This window comes from Mesorhizobium sp. WSM4816, assembly GCF_055811535.1.
Window position 1 is genome coordinate 88,509 of sequence record NZ_JBVVQR010000010.1, and the last position, 18,849, is coordinate 107,357.

Consider the following 18,849-nt stretch of genomic DNA (forward strand, 5'->3'; position numbering starts at 1 on the left):
CGTCACGAGCCGATCTTCGGCTTTTCGACATGGCCGCCAAAGGCATAGCGCATGGCGGATAGCAGCTTGTCGGCGAATTCGGATTCGCCTTGCGAGGCGAACCGGTCGAACAGGGCCGAGGACAGAACCGGCGCCGGCACGCCGGTGTCGATCGCCGCCTTCAGCGTCCAGCGGCCTTCGCCGGAATCCGAAACCCGTCCGCCGAACTGCGTCAGCCCCGAATCGGCCTTCAATGCGCCCGCCGTGAGGTCGAGCAGCCAGGAGCCGATGACGCTGCCATGCCGCCAGACCTCGGCAACCTCGGCGATATCGATGTCGAACTGGTAATATTGCGGGTTTTCCAATGGACTGGTTTCGGCGTCGGCCGTCCGCTGTCGCTTGCCGGCATTCGCCGACTTCAGGATGTTCATGCCCTCGGCATAGGCGGCCATGACGCCGTATTCGATGCCGTTATGGACCATCTTGACGAAATGGCCGGCGCCGCTCGGTCCGCAGTGGAGATAGCCGAACGGGGCGGTTCCGGCATCCTTGCCGGGGGCGGGCACCCCGGCATCGGCGCCTGGAGCCAGGGTGGCGAAGACCGGGTCGAGATGCTGGACCGCGCTGTCGGGGCCGCCGATCATCAGGCAATAGCCGCGCTCGAGGCCCCAGACGCCGCCGCTGGTGCCGACATCGACATAGTTCAAGCCTTTCGATGCCAGGCGCGCGGCATGGTCGACAGCCTCGTGATAATAGGAATTGCCGCCGTCGACGATGATGTCGCCCGGCTCCATCAGGTCGGCCACCTGGTCGACGACCCGGCTGGTGATCGCCGCCGGCAGCATCAGCCAGGCGCTGCGCGGCTTGGTCAGCTTGCCGACGAACTCCTCCAGCGAAGCGGCTCCGATCGCGCCAGCCGTCACAAGGGCTTCAACGCTGGCCGGGTTGATGTCGTAGACCACGCATTCATGGCCATCGCGCAGCAGGCGCCGCACCATGTTGGCGCCCATCCTGCCCAGTCCCATCATTCCGATCTGCATGTTTTTCGTCCTGCTTCTTGAGGGATAGAAGATCTACTGGCTCTATTGTTGGAGCATGATCTTTTCCGAAAACCGGTTTCCACTTTTCGCTAACGCGGACCTTCGGTTCGGGATCATGCTCTAGTCCGGCTTGTCGATAGCGACGGAAAAGTCGACATTCTCCCAACGGCCGGCATCGGGCCAGAAAAAAGTAAAGACGATCCTATTGCCCGGCGGGACATCGGCAACGGGCAGGTCCGTGAGATGGATGCCGAAGGCGTTCTCGATCGTCGCGGCGTCATGGATGGTTGCCCAATTATCGTTGCTCCAATGGACCACCGCCCGCGTCAGCAGTTCGACGCGCAGCAGCTTGCCGGCGGGCATGGCGCGGAGCTTGTGATTGAAGCGCCATGTCCGGCGCGGCGTCACGGTCCTGTCCTCGATGTAGCGTTTCACGCCTTGTGGCGGCATGTCGAAGACGGCGCCGTCTTTGAGCGAGCGCAGCAGCTTGATATGCTCCGAATGCGCCCAGACCAGAGGCATGGCGCTGCCCGATGGTCGGCCGTGCCGCAGTTCGTGTTCGGCGATGTCGGGACCATCCCAGACCTGCTCCGGCAGCAGGCCGCCAGACCCGGCAGAATCCTCCAAGGTCTTTAACAGGCTCGCTGCCTTGTCCTTGCGGTTCGCCGCCAGTTCGTAATGGGCGCGTTCGCCGACCAGCAGCGGCCAAGGCCGGCCCTGGCCGGTCCCGTCGAAGGGCGCGCCGTCGGCGTGCTCGCCATAGCCGTCGCTGGTATAGCGATACCAGACGGGGCCCTGCGGCAGGTCGCAGCGCAGCCGCGCATCGATGACCTTGACGGTGCCGACTATGCGCGGATCGTCGGCGGCCCTGAGGCCGAAGCGGACGAGCGCCAGCGCATCCGGGCTGACGATCGCCTCGGCTGGCCGGTCGCTATCGCCCGGCGGCCGGTTCTTGATCGGCACATAGCCGTCCTTCGGCGACGCCGCGCCGGCGGTGTCGGGCGGCGCGATGCGGACGTAATAGCCCTCGACGCCGACCTCTTCGCCGAGTGGAGTGCCGGTGCCATAGGTCCAGCGCTCGATCTGGTCGTTCCAGACATCGGCGGTTTCCCGCAGATAATTTGCCGGCTCTGCTTTGCCGCAAGTTTCGAACATGTCGGCCGCGGCCAGCAGAGCGGCGATCTCGACGGCCAGCGTGAACGGGCTGTAGCCGGCGTCCTCTTCCCAGCGGTCTTCGCCGGTGACCGGACCGTTGCGCACGACGTAGGAAGCGGCGCGCTCGATCATCGGCATGAAGGAGCGCAACGCTGCGTCTGCCAGATGCCCAGCCCGGCGCAGCGCATCTGCGAGCAGCAGCGGAAACGCGCATTCGTCCATCTGGATGCCCGGCCAATAGGCTGATCCGTCGAGCCAGGCGTTCTGCGGCCAATGCCCATCCGGCTGCTGGATCGAGCGAAGATAGGCGAGGATCTCAAGCGCTTGCGCCGGATCGCCGGCGGCGAGGAAGCCGCCCGCGGTTTCGACCAGGTCGCGCGGCCAGACCAGATGATAGCCGCCGATATCGTCGTCGCCCTTGCTGAAGCCCCACGGGATCGACAGGCTGGCGACGGCCGCGCCGGTGGATGAGCGATGCGTTGCCAGAACTGCCGTACTGAGGCGATAGGTGTTGATCCCCGCACCACGCCGGTCCAGCGGCAGCAAGCCAGCCTGCCACTCCCGCCATTTTTCGACATACGATTCGGCTGCGGGCTCAAAACCCCGTTTCAGGCTGGCCGAGGCATTTTCCGCCGCCTCTTGCGGCGTCGTTCCGAAACCCAGTGCTAGCAGCGCCTTCGGGTCCGCGGCCGAGAAGCCGATCTCGCCGGTCAGCGCGACATTGCCGTCCTCGGCCCTGCGGCAAGCCGGGTCGAGCCGGCCGTCACGACGGAGCTGCTGCCAGCCGTCAGAGACACCGACATAGCCGGCCGAGCATGCTCCCCAGGGCAGCGACGAGGCGAGCGCCAGGCAAACGCCACGTCCCGATGCAAACAGGACAGGCCTTCCCTCGTGGTCGCCGACCCAGGCGGTGTTGGCCATGCCGGCATTGACCAGATGCGGCGCCAGCAGCGCGTAGACGCGGTGGTCCGCAACTGTGCCGCTCAGCGGCGTGAAGCTGATTTCCTGCAGCAAAACAGGATGTTCCGGATCCGTAACGATGCGCTTTTCGATCCGGTAGCTGGCGGCGGTGTTGACCAGCCTGTAGGCGGGCACCCCATCCTCGAACGGCTCGAGGCTGTGCACGGCATCGTGCTTTTCTTCCGAGAAATAGAAGCCGGGGCCGGTGACGACCAGTCCCATGTCTCGCGTGCAGGCGCTGTCGAGGCGGGGATAATAGACCTCGTTGAGGATGCCGTGGCTGATCGTGAACCAGACAGGGCAGGCCGGCGAAAGCGCGGTTCCAACGCCGCTCTTGGCGCTCGACGTCCAGCGCGCCGGAATTCCGGGTGGGCCCAGCGCATCAGTCGGCGTCGCTGCCATCTTGATTTTGGTCTCCTGCCCCATCCCTAGACCAGGAGCCGAAGCCTTTTCAATCATTGCACCGCAAGTTGATCGTCAAACCGTCATCGATCGCTGTTGACAAGTGCGCCCATCTAAATTTGTCTGACAATATTGAAACGAGGGTCGTCATAACAGCCGCCAGCAGCCAACAACGACCAGCAATCCATGGGAGGATAACAGATGAAGAAGATACTCGTCTTGAGTGCGCTTGCGGCGATGCTCGCGTCAGGCGCCGCGTTTGCCGACACCAGCGACAAGAAGATCGCCTTTTCCAACAATTATGCCGGCAATTCGTGGCGACAGGCGATGCTCGACAGCTATGCCATCGTCACCAAGAAGGCGGTCGCCGACGGGGTGGTCGCTGCCGCGGACATCTTCACGACGGCCGACAAGGAAGTGCCGACCCAGGCAGCCCAGGTTCAGAACCTGATCCTGCAAGGCTATGACGCCATCGTCATCAACGCCGCCTCGCCGGACGCGCTCAACGGCGCCGTCAAGCAGGCCTGCGATGCCGGCATCGTCGTCGTCTCCTTCGACGGCATCGTCACCGAGCCCTGCGCCTACCGCGTCGTCGTCGACTTCAAGGACATGGGCAGGCAGGAAGTCGAGCAGATGGCCAAGTTCCATCCCGAGGGCGGCAATCTGCTGGAAATCCGCGGCCTTGCCGGCACGTCGATCGACGACGCCATCCACGCCGGGATTCTGGAGGGCGTCGCCGCCCATCCCGAGTTCAAGATCGTCGGTTCGGTGACCGGCGACTGGGACCAGACCACAGCGCAGAAGGCGGTCGCGACGATCCTGCCGTCGCTGCCGGAAATCGTCGGCGTCGTCGATCAGGGCGGCGACGGCTATGGCGCGGCACAAGCCTTCGCCGCCGCCGGCAAACCGCGCCCGACCATCATCATGGGCAACCGCCAGGACGAATTGCAGTGGTGGAAGGAACAGAAGGACAAGGATGGCTACCAGACCTGGTCGGCGTCGATTGCGCCGGGCGTGTCGTCGCTGGCCTTCTGGGTGGCGCAGCAGGTGCTCGACGGCCGCACCGATGTGCCGCATGACCTGTTGGTGCCATACCTCGCCTTCACCCAGGATAATTTCGAGGCCGAGCTGCCGAACATCCCCAAGGGCGGCGTCGCCAGCCACGAATACACGCAGGAAGACGCCATCGCGGCGATCAAAGCCAACATCAAGTGAGCGTGGCACATCCAATGCCGCGCGCGTCATCGACCGGATATCGCTAGGGATGCCCGAGACCGATGCAGACATCATCAGACTGGACGGAGCCGAAAAACGTTTCGGCGCCGTCCGGGCGCTTGCCGGGGTGGATTTCCACGTCGGCGCCGGCGAATGCGTCGGTCTCGTCGGCCACAATGGCGCGGGCAAGTCGACGCTCATGCATATGGTGGCGGGCACGCTCGTGCCCGACAGCGGTCGGATCGCGGTGCGTGGCGGCATCGAGGACAATTATTCGGTGCTGCGCGCCCAACAACTCGGCATACGCTGCGTATTCCAGGAACTGTCGCTGTGCCCGAACCTCAGCGTTGCCGAGAACACCCGAATCAACCACCCGGCGCTGCGCGGCCTCGGCTGGCGGCGCAAGGCGGCCGATCTGATCGCCGCCAAGCTCGACGAGATATTTCCGGGCCACAGCATCTCCGCCGCCGATATCGCCAGCGACCTTTCCATCGGCAGGCGGCAGATGGTCGAAGTGGCGCGCGCCTTCACGGTGACGCAGGATCCGCTCGAGCTGGTCATCCTCGACGAGCCGACATCCTCGCTCGACGCGCACACGGCCGGCCAGTTGCTGGGTTTCGTCCGGCGCTTTGTCGCCGGGGGCAAGAGCTGCATTCTGATCTCGCATGTTCTGGGCGAGGTGCTCGGGAATGCCGACCGCATCGTGGTGATGCGCGACGGCAAGGTCGTCGCGTCGGATGCGGCTAAGGCTTTCGATCGCGGCAGGCTGGTGACGACCATGGGCGGAGCGGCAGCGCGTGAGAAGATCGCGGCCGAAATCGCGACCCAAAAGCCGGAGACCGGCCCGTTACGGGTCCGGGCCCGCCCGGCGCGGCAACAGGACGGCAACGAACTTGTGGCGCATGCCGGCGAGATCATCGGCCTTGCCGGGCTTGCCGGTCACGGCCAGACCGACCTGCTGCTGGCGATTTTCGCCGCCGCGGCGCGCGCCAAGACCGGCATCGAGGTCACCGCGCCGGTGGCGCTGGTGGCCGGCGACCGCCAGTCTGACGGGATCTTTCCGCAATGGTCAATTGCGCAAAACATCGGCATCCGTTCGCTGGCGCGATTGCGCAATGGCCTGCTGATCTCGCCGCGGCGCGAAGCCGAACTCGCCGACTTTTGGCAAAAGAAAATCGGCATCCGGACGCCCGACATGAACAACAACATCTTTTCGCTGTCCGGCGGCAACCAGCAGAAGGTCCTGTTTGCCCGGGCGCTCGGTTCCGACGCCAAGATCGTGCTGATGGACGACCCGATGCGCGGCGTCGACATCGGCACCAAGCTCGAAGTCTACGACCTCGTGCGCGAAGAGGCTGGCCGCGGCCGCACCTTCCTCTGGTACACCACGGAAACCGAAGAGCTCGACAATTGCCACCACGTCTATGTCTTCAAGAACGGCCGGATCGTCGCCAAACTTGGTCGCGACGAGCTGACCGAGGAAAAGATCATCCAGTCCTCGTTCGGCGACGCGGCCTGAGATGACGGCAGCACCCGTCGAGAGCAGTCCCAAGAGTTCTTCCGAGCGAAGCGCGCTGGCGCGGGCGCGCCTGCTGCGCGGGCTGCTGCCAGCGATGTCGCTGATGCTGGTGCTGCTGGCGATCGCCTGGCTCAACCCGCGCGCCATCAGTTATTTCGGCTTCAGCCTGATGCTCAATTTGGCGGTCCCGATCGCCCTGGCGACGATCGCGCAGATGTTCGTCATCGCCGGCAACGAGCTGGACCTGTCGATCGGCACCTTCGTCGGTTTCGTCGGCTGCGTCACGGCGACGTGGCTGAAGGACGCGCCGCTGGTCGGTGTCTTGATCCTGCTCGGGTCGATCGGCGTCTATGCGCTGCTCGGCGCGCTGATCCATCTGCGCAACCTGCCTTCAATCGTGGTGACGCTCGGCATGAGTTTTGTCTGGCAGGGTCTGGCCATCCTCATCCTGCCGAAGCCCGGCGGCAAGGCGCCGGACTGGCTGCTGTCGCTCATGGCCTTCAAGCCGCCCTTCGTTCCCTTCCCGATCATTGCGGCGCTGCTAATTGCCGCGGTCGTCCATTTCGGGCTGATGCGCACCTCGTATGGTGTGATCCTGCGCGGCTCCGGCGGCAATGCCGCAGCCCTCAGCCGTGCCGGCTGGTCGCTGCTCAAGACCAAGATCGTGCTGTTCGCATTGACCGGTCTGTTCGGCGTTTTGTCCGGCATGGCGCTGATCGGCATCACCACCTCGGCCGATGCCAATATCGGCAATGGCTACACGCTGCTGTCGATCGCCGGCGTCATCCTCGGCGGCGGCGAATTCGTCGGCGGCCGGGTATCGCCGATCGGCGCGGTAATCGGCGCGCTGACGCTGGCGCTCGCCGCCTCGCCGCTGCTGACCTTCATGCACATCCCTCCCGATTGGCAGGTGGCCGCCAACGGCGCCATCCTCATCATCGTGCTGGCGGCCCGGGTGCTGATCAGCCGCAGGGAGAGGTGAGCGATGGCATCGTTGCGATTGCTGCTCGCCAAACCCTGGATCTGGTCATTCATCGGCGCGCTGCTGGTGTGGCTGGCGACGATCACCTTCACCGGCGGATATGGCGGCGGCGGCATGATCACGGCAGCACTTTCGCTCGCCGTCTTCACCGTCATCGTCGGTGTCGGCCAGATGTTCGTGATCACGCTCGGTCCCGGCAATGTCGACCTGTCGCTGCCCGCCAATATCGGCCTCGCCAGTGCCGTCGCCATGAAGGTGATGGACGGCAATGATTCGATGATCGCGGTCGGGCTGCTGGCGGCGCTGGCCTGCGGCATGGCGATCGGCGCCGCCAATTATCTGTTGATCTGGGCGCTGCGCATTCCACCGATCATCGCTACACTGTCGGCGAGCTTCATCATCCAGTCGATCGACATCAGCTATGGCCGCGGCTTGCAGATCAAGCCGCCGCCGGGCTTTGCCAGTTTCACCAACTGGCAGATTCTTGGCATTCCGGTGCTGGCGATCCTCACCGTGCTGTTCTCCATCGGCGCTGCGATCGCGCTGCAGCGCATGATCTATGGCCGTTCGGTGCTGGCGATCGGCCAGAACATCCGCGCGGCGTGGCTGGCCGGCGTCAATGTCGGCCGCATCCGCTTTCTTACCTACACGCTGTCGGGCGCGCTCGGCGGCCTCGACGGGGCGCTGCTCGCCGGCTATTTCCGCGGCGCCAATGTCGATATCGGCAACGAATACCTGCTGGCCTCGATCGCCGTCGTCGTCATAGGCGGCACGTCGGTGGCCGGCGGCAAGGCCAACGTGCCGGGTGTCTGGGGCGCGGCCCTGTTCCTGGTGCTGCTTTTGACCATGCTCAACACGTTCGGCGTCAGCGCCGGCGTCCGTCTGTTGCTGACCGGGCTGATCATCGTCGGCGTCATCACTGCCGCCGGCGGGCAGAAAGCGCTGCGCTAGCAAGCGGCGGCCCTTGGCGGCGCTGACCTGTGTCATCTCATACGTGCTTGCGCCCGCCAGATTCGCGGAACCAGCTGTCGGGATAGGGATACCACCAGTCCTGGATCGCTGGCCTGTGGTCGATGATGACCATCTTCGAGCGGCGGAAGGCATCCAGCCCCTGGCGACCAAGTTCGCGGCCGAGGCCCGACGCCTTCCAGCCGCCGAACGGCAGTGCGTCATTGTCGATCAGCGGATTGTTGACCCAGACCATCCCTGCCTCAAGCCGCTCCGCAGCCTCATGCGCCTCGGCAAGATCAGTGGTGAACACCGAGGCGCCGAGCCCGAACGGGCTGTCATTGGCAAGTTCTATCGCCTCGTCGAAATCCTTGACCCGGCAGATCGCGGCGACGGGCCCGAAACATTCTTCGCGCACGATCGCCATGTCGGGGGTGACGCCGGTCAGGATCGTCGGCTCGTAGAACCAGCCGACATTGTGCGCCGGCGGAATACGCCCGCCGGTGATCGCCTTGGCACCATTGCGTACGGCATCGTCGACCAGCCGCATGACTTTCGCCCGCGCCGCCTCGCTGACCAGCGGCCCGATCTCGGTCTTGTCGAGGCCGTTGCCGATGCGCAGCGCCCGTGTCTTCTGCGCAAACAGCTCGACAAAGCGGTCATGGACGGCATCGACGACGAAAAAGCGTTCGGCCGAGGTGCAGACCTGGCCGGTGAGATGGAACGCGGCGGTGACGCTGCCGGCGGCCGCGACGTCGAGCGGGGCGTGTCGGCTGATGATCAGCGGATCGCTGCCGCCGGCCTCGATGACGCATGGCTTCATGCGCTCGGCGCAAGCGACGGCGACAGCCTTGCCGGCGGCGACCGAACCGGTGAAGGCAACCGCATGGGTGCGATCGGAGGCGATCAAAGCCTGCGCCGTGGCCGCCGCGCCGGGCAGGCAGGAAACCAGGCCCTCCGGCAGTGAGCGGAACACGGTCATGTAATCCAGCGTCGACAGTGTCGTCGCTTCGGCCGGCTTGATGACGCAGGCATTGCCGGCGGCAAGCGAGGCGGCAACGGTCCAGCACATCAACAGGATCGGGAAATTGTAGGGCATGATGTGCACAGACGTGCCGTAGGGCTCGCAGCGCGCATACTGGAACGAACCCGCCTGCGTCGTGCCGGCGATCTTGCCGGCATCGTCGCGCGCCATTTCGGCGTAGTAGCGGAAGATCGGCGCGCAATTGGCGATCTCGCCGATTGCTTCCGGATAGGGCTTGCCCATCTCGCGCACCATCAGTTCGGCGCAGCGCGTGAAGTCGGACGCCTCGATGGCGTTGGCGACTGCATGCAGATGCCTGGCGCGGCTCTTGGCGTCGAGCTTTTTCCAGGCAGCTTGCGCCCTGGCCGCAGCGGTGAGCACGGCGTCGATTTCGCCGTCGGTTGCAGTCGCGATGGCGCCGACGCTTTCCAGTGTCGCCGGATCGATCACCGGTTTTGCCGCGCCGGTCATCGGCCGATAATCCGGATTGACGAAGAAGGCCGGCCGGTCAGGTGAAAAGTCCATGGTCGTCCTTTCAAGTCGCTCAGCGGATCATGTAGACCTTCTTGATGGTCTCGTGGACGGTGCAGACGCCCTTCCAGTCCTGCGGAAAGAACGCCGCGGTGTCGGGTTCGATCTCGATCACCTCGCCGGATTCGTGGACATAGGTGCAGCGGCCCTCTAGGAAATGGCAGAATTCGTCGCGGGTGACGTGGCAGTGCCATTTGCCTGGGGTGCAGACCCACAGCCCGCATTCGGAGCGGCCTTCCGGCCCCTTGTGCAGCAATTTGCCGGAGGTACGGGATTCGCCCTCGATCATGGTGGGGATGACGCCCCAGTCGACGAGGTCGGTGAGGGCAAGCGGCGATTTCATGATCGGGGTTGGCATGTCGTGAAGCTCCAGTGGCTGGCTTCAGGCCAGCATGTAGATATTGCGGATGGTCTCGTGGACAGTGCATTCGCCCGCCCAGCCGGCCGGGAACATGACCACCGTGGCAGCGGAGACTTCTATCACCTCGCCGTTGTCCGATCGGTAGGTCGCGCGGCCGGCAACGAAATGGCACAGTTCGTCGCGCGGGATCGCCAGCCGCCAGCGGCCGGGCGTGCAGACCCAGATGCCGGATTCCGGCTGGTTGTTCGGCCCCTTGTGGACGAGCCTGCCGGTGGAGTGCGAAGCACCTTCCAGCGCATTGGACTGTGCGCCCCAGTCGACGAGGTCGGTGCGGGTCGAGGCTTGGTGGAGATGTGGCACAGAGGAGGTCATGTGGGTGCTCCGCCGGCGCGATGCATGACTTCGCGATCGTCTCGCTCTACGGCGCCCCCCTCTGTCCTGCCGGACATCTCCCCCACGAGGGGGGAGATTGGCAGCTCTGGCGGCGGCACTCTTCTTGCGACATTTGTGATTGGCGAAATCAGTGATGACGGCCAATCTCCCCCCAAGTGGGGGAGATGTCCGGTAGGACAGAGGGGGGCGCGAAGGAACGCCATACCCATCCGCCCGGTCACAGCAGCTCCTCCAGCAGCCCGGCCGCCTTCTCCGGGCCGTTCTGCGATTGCATCTGGGCCGATGTCTTCGCCAGCTTGACCTTGATTGCCGGGTCGGTCAGGCAGGTTTCGATCTTGGCGATCAGCTCGGCGTCGCTCCAGTCGTAGCGCGGCATGCCGAAGCCGTGGCTGGTCTCCTCGACCCGGGTCGCGTTGTCGTGGCCATCCCAGACATAGGGCATGATGATCGCCGGCTTGCCGAAGTAGAGACACTCGGTGAACGAGTTGTTGCCGCCATGGTGGATAACCGCATCGACCTGCGGGATCACCGAGGGCTGCGGAAACCAGCTCTCGACGATGACATTGCCGGGCACTTGCGCGTATTGGTCCTTGTAGCCGCCGACATTGACCAGCGCCCGGTAGCGAGTCTCGGCCAGCGTCGCGATGATGCGCTTCAGGAGATCGACATCGCTGGCGCCAAGGCTGCCGAACGAGACGTAGAGCAGCGGCCCGTCATTATTCTCAGCAAAGGTCGGCACGGTGTAGGGCTTCTCCTGCCGCACGCAGCCTTCCAGATACTGGAACTTTGCCGGGTCGAGCGGATGGCGGCGCTTGAACTTTGCCGCCTCGGGATAAAGCAGCAGGTTGAGGTAAGGCGAGGCCTCGAAGAACTGGCCGATCGGATACGGCGCTTCGTTGTTGGCTTTCAAAAACGTATTGAAGTCGTCATGGATCGGCTTGATGACCGCGTTGAAATGGTCGCGGTAGCGCTGATGGCAGGCGTGGTCGTTCTCGCCGCAGCCGGACAGATGCGGCGGGATGTCCTCGTCCTCGATCTCGTTTTCCGAGCAGGAGATGACGCGCACCCATGGCTTGCCATACTGCTTGATCGCCGGGAACAGGATGACGTTGTCGACGCAGATGACGTCGGGCTTGATCGTCGCAAGCACGCCGGGCAGGTCCTTCTCAGCCCATTTGGCGCTGTCGACGATCGCCGTCCAGCAGTCCTTCACGTAATTGTCGACCTGGTCGTAGGGCGATTTGCGAAAATTCGGGATGTGGCCGTTGATAAAGTCTTCCCAGAACTTGGCCATCTGCTCGGGCGGCATCGGCTCGGACAGGTTCACCGGATGCGCCTCGAAGCCGTAGCCCTTGTAGACGTCGACGAAGCCGGGGTCCGACAGGAACACCGCTCTGTGACCGCGCGCCTCGACCGCCTGGGCGATACCGACGGAGTTGAGCGCCGGGCCGTAGGCCGCTTCCGGAAAAAACGCGATGGTCTTCTGCGCCATGAAAGTTCTCCTTCAATCAATCTGCGAAAATTCTGACGTCGGCGGCATCCCAGCCGAGTTCGACCGCATCGCCCGACGCGACCGGGCGGCGGTCGGCGGCGTCGGCGGTGACGCGCACCAGGAACGGTTTTTGTGACAGAGCGGTGCGGACATGCAGCTGCAGGTCGAGCCCGTGATAGGCGAGCGCCTCGACGATGCCGGCAACACGGTTGGCCGTCTCTGGCGGCGGGAACAGCCGGATGCGCTCGGGCCGCACCGAAGCGACCGCCGCAGCGCCGGGCGAAAGTATTTCGGGAACCATGCCTGATATCCGCGCACCATTGGCTGCCAGCACGCCATCGTTGGCGGCTTTGCCCGGCACGAAATTCATGACGCCAATGAAGTCGGCGACGAAACGGTCGGCCGGATGTTCGTAGACCGCATGCGGCGTGTCGCATTGCAGCAGCTTGCCGTCCCTCAGCACCGCCATGCGGTCGGCCATAACGAGCGATTCCTCCTGGTCATGGGTGACGATGACGAAGGTGATGCCGACTTCGTGCTGCAGCCGCTTCAGCTCCAGTTGCATGGCGCCGCGCAATTTCTTGTCGAGCGCACCGAGCGGCTCGTCGAGCAGCAGCAGCCGCGGCCGCTTGACCAGCGCCCGGGCAAGCGCGACGCGCTGCTTCTGGCCCCCCGACAATTGCTCCGGCTTGCGGTCGGCGAAGGCGACAAGCTCGGTCGTCGCCAGGATGGCGTCGACGCGGGAGCGGATTTCGTTTGCCGGCAAGCGCTCCATTTCAAGGCCGTAGGAAACATTGGCCCGGACGCTCATATGCGGAAACAGCGCGTAGGACTGGAACATCAGGTTGACCGGCCGCCTGTTGGGCGGGGTTTTGGCGATGTCGCGGCCGTCGAGCAGGATGCGCCCCTCATTGGGCGTCTCGAAACCGGCCAGCATGCGCAGCAGCGTGGTCTTGCCGCAGCCGGAAGGTCCGAGCAAGGCGAAGAACTCGTTCTCGCGGATATCGAGCGAGATGCCGTCGACGGCCGTCACCCGGCCGAAGTACTTCGACACCTTGTCGATCGCCAGCAGCGTGCGGGGCTCGCTCATTGGCCGATGACTCCGCGGTTGAGCCGCTGCGACAAGGTCAGCGCGGTGATTGAGACCGCCATGACTATGGTCGCCAATGCATTGATCTCCGGCGTGATGCCGAAGCGGATCATCGAATAGATCTGCATCGGCAGCGTAGTCGAGGCGCGGCCGGCGCCGGCCGTGAAGAAGGCGATGATGAACTCGTCGACCGAAAGGGTGAAGGCGAGCAGCGCGCCGGCGACGACCGCAGGCAGGATGACCGGCAATGTCACCCGCCTGAAGGTGGTGAGCGCGGAAGCGCCGAGATCGGCGGAGGCCTCGACGATCGACCAGTCGAAGCTTTTCAGCCGCGCGCGCACCACCGAGCAGACGAAGGCGAGGTTGAAGACGACATGGGCGAGGATGATGGTGTGCAGGCCGAGCGTGAAATCGAGCATGGAAAAGAAGCTGAGCAGCGCCACCGCCAGCACGATGTCGGGAATGATCATCGGCGCAAAGATCAGCGCCTCGAGGCCGCTTCCGTACTGCCGGCGCATTTCGACGCCGATGGCCAGCAAGGTGCCGAGCAGCGTGGCGATGGCAGTCGAGACCAGCGCCACGATCAGCGTGTTGAGGGCGGCGGAAAGGATCGCGGCGTTTCCGGCGAGCGAGGCATACCATTTCAGCGAAAAGCCCGACCAGATGGTCGGCAGCCCGCCTTGGTTGAACGACAGCGCCACCAGTACGGCGATCGGAATGTAGAGGAAGGCGAAGACGAGGACGAGTATCGTTCGCAGGCCGAAGATGCGCGCTGGCGATGAAGTCATGGCTGACGTCCGATGGTCTGGAGGCAAGCGAGCGGCGAGCGTCCTTCTCCCGGTTTATGGGGAGATACCGGCAGGCAGATGAGGGGCAGCGCCCAACGTTGCCGGCATTTGCGCCGCCCCTCATCCGCCCCTTCGGGGCACCTTCTCCCCGTGAACGGGGAGAAGGGAAAGAAAGGGGAGCGCTCAGTCATCGGCGCCTGCTTTCGCTTCGGCGATACGGCCCGCGGCGCGATCGGCGGCCAAGGCCTGCGCCGTCAGCACCAAAAGCATGATGGCGATCAGCGCCATCGCCAGCGCTGCGCCAAACGGCCAGTCATTGGCGGTCAGGAATTGGTCGTAGACGAGATTGCCGATCATCTGGAAGCGGCCGCCGCCGAGCAGTGCCGGCGTGACGAAATTGCCGATCGACAGCACGAAGACGAACACCGCCCCAGCGGCGATGCCCGGCACCGTCAGCGGCAGGATAACCCGGCGAAATGTGGTCATGGCCGAAGCGCCGAGATCGCGCGAGGCCTCGGCCAGCTCCGGATTGAGCCGCGACAGCGGCGCGTAGCAGGCGAGGATGACGAAAGGCAGGTAATTGTAGACCAGACCGGCGATGACGGCGCCTTCGGTATAGAGCATCGACGGCGGCTCGTCGGTGTAGCCGAACCAGCGCAAGAGCTGGGTGATCAGGCCTTCGCGGTTGAGCAGCACGATCCATGCATAGGTGCGGATCAGGTAATTGGACCAGAAAGGCAAGACGGCGAAGAACAGGAACACCGGCTGCCACCGGCGCGGTGCTGCCGCGATCGCATAGGCAGCGGCATAGCCGATCACCACCGCGAACAGCGTTGCCGTGCCGGCGATGCGCGCCGAATTGAGGAAGATGCCGGCATAGAGCGGGTCGAGCACCAGCCCGAAATTCTCCAGCGTGAAGGTGTATTCGATGCCGCCATAAATGCCGCGCCGGAAGAAGGCGAGCGCCAGCACCAGCGCGCATGGCACCACCATCAAGGCAGTGAGCCAGGCCAGCGCCGGCGCCATCAGCAAGGAGGAGCGGGAGGGTGCGAACGATCTCATGTCGCACCCTCCTCTGGCCTTGAGGCCATCTCAAAGGCATCGAAATTGTGTTTGGACAAGCGCCCCCTCACCCGGATTGCCAACCGAATTGCGAAGGGCAATTCGGGGCAATCCGACCTCTCCCCGAGGGGAGAGGAGGTCGCCGACCTTGGCGTCAGCCTCTTCTCCCCAGCGGGGAGAAGGTGGCCGCGAAGCGGCCGGATGAGGGGGTGCTGCGCCGGAGATTGGCGAGCGGCTGCAAGCCAGCCGATCTCCCCCCTTGAGGGGGAGATGGCCGGCAGGCCAGAGGGGGGCGTGAAGGAACGCAAGCCTGATTCCAGATGCCGAAACTACTGCGCCGCCTTGATCTCGCTGACGATCTTCGAATAGTCACGCTGGGCGTCGCCGACGTCGCGCAACTGCTCGAACTTGACCAGCTCGGCCACAGGCATGCTCATATTTGGGAATTTGGCGAGGAAATCCGCCGGCAGGCTTTCCATAGCCGGCTTGTTCGGCACCTTGTAATCGATGTTCTGAGCCGCCCAGGCGTGGTTCTTGGCGTCCAGCATGAAGTTGATGAACTGGAAGGCGGCGTCCTTGTTGGCCGATGCCTTCATCACCACCATGGTATCGACCCACAGGTCCGAGCCTTCCTTGGGTATGGTGAATTTAATCTGCGGATTTTCGGCGATGCCATAGTTGCACCAGCCATCCCATGCCTGCACCATCAGCGCCTCGCCAGAAACCAGCTTCGAATAGAAGGTGGTGTCGTCATAGGCGAGCAAGGTCTTCTTGGCCGAGATCAGCAGGTCCTTGACCTCGGCGAGCTTGGCCGGATCGGTTTCGTTGACCGAATAGCCCTTGGCGAGCTGCCCGGCGGCAAGCAGCCAGCGGTCGGTCGCCAGCATCGTGGTCTTGCCCTTGAGCGCCTCGGACGGGGCGAGAAGATCGTTCCAACTGGCCGGCTCGGTCTTCACCAGATCCGAGCGGTAGCAGAGGCCGGTGGTGCCCCAGGTGTAAGGCACGGAAAAATTGTTGCCGACATCGTGCGGCAGCTTGGCCGCCTCGGGATAGAGATTGGCGAGATTGGGGATCTTGGCGTGGTCGATCGTCTCGATCAGGCCGAGATTGTTCAGCACTTCTGCGAACGGCGAGGAAACGAAGACCACGTCATAGCCCTTGCCGCCCGAAGCAACGAGCTTGCCCATGATCTCCTCATTGGTGGCGTGAACGACGACCTCGCCGGAAACGCCGGTCGCTGCTTTGAAGGCGGCCATGGCGTCCGGCGCCATGTAGCCGTCCCAGTTGGAAATGACGAGGTCGGCGGCGGCCGCCGGCGCCGACAGCGCCATAGCGAGGCCAAGCGCGATCGCGGAAGTTTTTAACGAACGGTGCCGCAGGGTGGTGGCGGTCATGACAGACTCCCATTCTGGTTGATCGTCGAATTCAATCAATCGTCGGACCAGCGCTTGCGACCATGCCGCCGCTTCGATCCTGTTCCCCGGTCTTTTTATTGCCGATTGAACTCACAGTACTATTGCAGAAAAAAGTACGTCAATCCATAATTTGTCAAAATCGCCGCGAAATCCAGCCGATCGCGCCCGCAAGGGCAATCGGTCAAACCGCGGCGGTCGAGCCCGTTCACGAGAAACGCCATGCAAGCCGTTGCCAGACGCCCGCGCACCAATCATCTTGATCTCGCGCAGCGCATTCTCGACGTGGCCCGGCAGCGCGGCTTTACGGCCGGCGCCCATCTCCCGGAACAGCAGATCGCCTCGCTCTGCAACGTCTCGCGAACCCCGGTGCGGGCCGCGCTGCGCCTGCTCACCGAAAAAGGCGTCGTACGCTGGGAAGCCGAATCCGGCTATCGGCTGGCCGTCGACCTCACCAAGCAGGCGACCCTTGCCACTGACCTGCCAAGCGCCGAGGAGGACGAACTCGCGGAGATGATCCTGCGTGATCGGTCGGCGCGCCGGCTGGATCAGACGGTGACCGTCGGCGCGTTGATGCGGCGCTACAGTGCCGAACGAAAGACAGTACTAAAAGCGCTAAAGAAACTGACAGACGAAAATCTTCTGGATCGCGCACCGGGACAGGCCTGGCTGTTCAGGCGGGCGCCTGACGATCCGGAGGCGCAAGGGGAAAGCTACGAGTTCCGCCTGCTGCTCGAACCCGCCGCCATTCTGGCGCCTGGCTTTCGGTTGGACGGGACCCGCGCGGCAGCCTTGCGCCAGGGCATGGAGGCGCTGCTGGCGCTGCCCGACGCCACATTCGATATAAGAGAGTTCCAGCGGCTGGACATCGACTTTCACGGCATGATCGCCGACGGCTCCAGCAACCGCTTCGTCACCGACGCGCTGTCGGACCATCTCAGGCTGCGCCGGCTGCCGGGGACTTATGCCGGCGTCAACGTCTTCCGGCTGAAGCAATCGCTGCGCGAGCACCTGACCATACTCGACCAACTGGAAAGCCGGCAGTATGAAATTGCAGCCGATCTGCTTCGCGTCCATCTGCGATTGTCCCGCAGCCAGCGACCGCAGGCGGCCAGTCGCGGCGCCCCCGCATTGTTCGGCATGATCAGCCGGCCGGATTGACGAGGACCACGAGAACAGTGACGCGCAAAACCAGCCCGACTATCGCGTTGTTTCCCGAAGCGAGCTTCGGTGCCGCGCTCAATTGCGTCGGCATCGCGCAGGCCTTGCGCGCAAGGGGCGCGCGGCCGGTGTTCATCTGTCACGCCGGCTTTTCCGGTGTGTTCGCCGACTACGGGTTTCAGGAATATCAGTTGCCGACCGACGATCCGCTGACCGACAGCGAACGCCAGAGCTATTGGCAGGCTTTCGTGCGCCGGCATCTGCCGCATTTCAGGCTGAGCCCGATCGACCAGCTCGAAACCTATGTCGCCCCGACCTGGGAAGCGATCGTCGATACCGCGGTCAATGCCGAGGCGCCGCTGCGCCAATTGCTGACCCGGTTGAAGCCGGACGCCGTGGTGCTCGACAATGTCATCATGTTTCCAGCACTTGCTGCCGCCGGCTGCCCATGGGTGCGCGTCGTCTCCTGCGCCGAGACCGAGCTGCCCGACGCCGATGTACCACCCTATCTGTCCGGTCTCGCCGCCGACGACCCCGATCGCGCGGCCTTCGAGGCGCGCTACCTGGCAGCCGTCGCTCCGGCTCATGACCGGTTCAACCGGCTTCGGACCGACGCCGGTCTTGCACCCTTGCCGAGGGGCCTTTTTCTCGAAGCTTCGCCCGATCTCAATCTGCTGCTGACCCCGACGATCGTGCGCAGGCAGCGCGCCGTGCCGCTCGACCCGGCCCGCTTCGTCTATCTCGAAGGCTGCGTCCGTTCGGAAGGGCCGTTCGACGTGCCGGTCTTTCCACGCAATGACGGGCCGCTGGTCTATCTCAGCTTCGGCAGCCTGGGCGCGATGGATGTCGGCCTGATCGAGCGCATGCTCGCCGTGTTCGACCGGCTTCCGGCCCGCTTCATCGTCAATGTCGGCGGTCTGCGCGACAGCTATCGCGCGGTTCCGGACAATGTCTATCTCGACGCCTGGTTTCCGCAGCCGTCGGTTGTCGCCAAATCCGATCTCTTCATCCATCACGGCGGCAACAACAGCTTTTGCGAAGCGCTGCGTTTCGGCGTGCCGTCGCTGATCATGCCCTATTGCTGGGACGGGCACGACAATGCGCAACGCGCCGAGGAAACCGGCGTTGGCCGCCACCTCAGCCGCGATGGCTGGAGCGACGACGAACTGGAAAACGCCATCCTTGGCCTAATGGCCGATGGCGAGATGCGCTTTCGTCTCAAGGAGAATGCAGCCACCATGGCACGGGCGCGGGGAACCGAAATCGCCGCCGAATCCATTCTCGCCCTCGTAAGGACGTGACCTGATGCTCAACACCACGACAACGGGTGCACCG

Annotated in this window: 16 protein-coding genes; 6 read left to right on the forward strand and 10 right to left on the reverse strand. The window is 64.2% G+C overall.

Annotation, left to right across the window (positions count from 1 at the left end):
* Positions 1-2: 2 nt before the first annotated feature.
* Both gnd and AC0L3H_RS13935 read right to left on the reverse strand, forming a co-directional pair.
* Positions 3-1,019 carry a phosphogluconate dehydrogenase (NAD(+)-dependent, decarboxylating) gene (gnd, locus tag AC0L3H_RS13930; protein WP_473585830.1) on the reverse strand — a complete coding sequence of 339 codons (1,017 nt, stop codon included), beginning with the start codon at positions 1,017-1,019 and terminating at the stop codon, positions 3-5.
* Between the two features lie 120 nt (positions 1,020-1,139).
* On the reverse strand, positions 1,140-3,536 hold the full coding sequence (locus AC0L3H_RS13935) for a glucan 1,4-alpha-glucosidase (RefSeq protein WP_473585831.1): 2,397 nt from the start codon (positions 3,534-3,536) through the stop codon (positions 1,140-1,142).
* Between the two features lie 201 nt (positions 3,537-3,737).
* Between AC0L3H_RS13935 and AC0L3H_RS13940 the strand changes: the two genes are divergently transcribed.
* The 4 genes from AC0L3H_RS13940 to AC0L3H_RS13955 are packed head-to-tail and all read left to right on the forward strand — an operon-like array spanning position 3,738 to position 8,203.
* Positions 3,738-4,751 (forward strand): substrate-binding domain-containing protein, encoded by a 1,014-nt coding sequence (locus tag AC0L3H_RS13940; protein ID WP_091592281.1) that lies wholly within the window; start codon positions 3,738-3,740, stop codon positions 4,749-4,751.
* A 49-nt stretch (positions 4,752-4,800) separates the two neighbouring features.
* Positions 4,801-6,270 carry a sugar ABC transporter ATP-binding protein gene (locus tag AC0L3H_RS13945; protein WP_473585832.1) on the forward strand — a complete coding sequence of 490 codons (1,470 nt, stop codon included), beginning with the start codon at positions 4,801-4,803 and terminating at the stop codon, positions 6,268-6,270.
* A gap of 1 nt (position 6,271) precedes the next feature.
* Complete coding sequence (locus AC0L3H_RS13950) at positions 6,272-7,252, forward strand: ABC transporter permease (RefSeq protein ID WP_473585833.1); 981 nt, start codon at positions 6,272-6,274, stop codon at positions 7,250-7,252.
* A 3-nt stretch (positions 7,253-7,255) separates the two neighbouring features.
* A complete protein-coding gene (locus tag AC0L3H_RS13955) occupies positions 7,256-8,203 on the forward strand; it encodes an ABC transporter permease (RefSeq protein ID WP_128181260.1) in 948 nt (315 codons plus the stop codon).
* A gap of 37 nt (positions 8,204-8,240) precedes the next feature.
* Here AC0L3H_RS13955 and AC0L3H_RS13960 read toward each other — a convergent pair whose 3' ends face one another.
* From AC0L3H_RS13960 to AC0L3H_RS13995, 8 genes are all read right to left on the reverse strand, one after another.
* Positions 8,241-9,749 carry an aldehyde dehydrogenase family protein gene (locus tag AC0L3H_RS13960; protein WP_473585834.1) on the reverse strand — a complete coding sequence of 503 codons (1,509 nt, stop codon included), beginning with the start codon at positions 9,747-9,749 and terminating at the stop codon, positions 8,241-8,243.
* A gap of 19 nt (positions 9,750-9,768) precedes the next feature.
* Positions 9,769-10,113 (reverse strand): cupin domain-containing protein, encoded by a 345-nt coding sequence (locus AC0L3H_RS13965; protein WP_023800538.1) that lies wholly within the window; start codon positions 10,111-10,113, stop codon positions 9,769-9,771.
* A gap of 24 nt (positions 10,114-10,137) precedes the next feature.
* Positions 10,138-10,488, reverse strand: a complete 351-nt coding sequence (locus AC0L3H_RS13970; protein WP_473585835.1) for a cupin domain-containing protein — start codon at positions 10,486-10,488, stop codon at positions 10,138-10,140.
* A 238-nt stretch (positions 10,489-10,726) separates the two neighbouring features.
* On the reverse strand, positions 10,727-12,001 hold the full coding sequence (locus tag AC0L3H_RS13975) for a glycosyltransferase (RefSeq protein WP_473585836.1): 1,275 nt from the start codon (positions 11,999-12,001) through the stop codon (positions 10,727-10,729).
* Positions 12,002-12,017: 16 nt separating this feature from the next.
* On the reverse strand, positions 12,018-13,091 hold the full coding sequence (locus AC0L3H_RS13980) for an ABC transporter ATP-binding protein (RefSeq protein WP_473585837.1): 1,074 nt from the start codon (positions 13,089-13,091) through the stop codon (positions 12,018-12,020).
* Positions 13,088-13,879 carry an ABC transporter permease gene (locus AC0L3H_RS13985; protein ID WP_473585838.1) on the reverse strand — a complete coding sequence of 264 codons (792 nt, stop codon included), beginning with the start codon at positions 13,877-13,879 and terminating at the stop codon, positions 13,088-13,090. Before AC0L3H_RS13985 ends, AC0L3H_RS13980 begins: the two co-directional genes overlap by 4 nt.
* A gap of 183 nt (positions 13,880-14,062) precedes the next feature.
* Positions 14,063-14,905 carry an ABC transporter permease gene (locus AC0L3H_RS13990; RefSeq protein WP_473585885.1) on the reverse strand — a complete coding sequence of 281 codons (843 nt, stop codon included), beginning with the start codon at positions 14,903-14,905 and terminating at the stop codon, positions 14,063-14,065.
* A gap of 365 nt (positions 14,906-15,270) precedes the next feature.
* Positions 15,271-16,335 (reverse strand): polyamine ABC transporter substrate-binding protein, encoded by a 1,065-nt coding sequence (locus AC0L3H_RS13995; protein ID WP_473585839.1) that lies wholly within the window; start codon positions 16,333-16,335, stop codon positions 15,271-15,273.
* 240 nt (positions 16,336-16,575) lie between these two features.
* Between AC0L3H_RS13995 and AC0L3H_RS14000 the strand changes: the two genes are divergently transcribed.
* Positions 16,576-17,514, forward strand: a complete 939-nt coding sequence (locus AC0L3H_RS14000) for a GntR family transcriptional regulator (RefSeq protein ID WP_473585840.1) — start codon at positions 16,576-16,578, stop codon at positions 17,512-17,514.
* Positions 17,515-17,531: 17 nt separating this feature from the next.
* Positions 17,532-18,815, forward strand: coding sequence for a glycosyltransferase (locus AC0L3H_RS14005; RefSeq protein WP_473585841.1), 1,284 nt, complete (start codon positions 17,532-17,534; stop codon positions 18,813-18,815).
* Positions 18,816-18,849 lie beyond the last annotated feature (34 nt).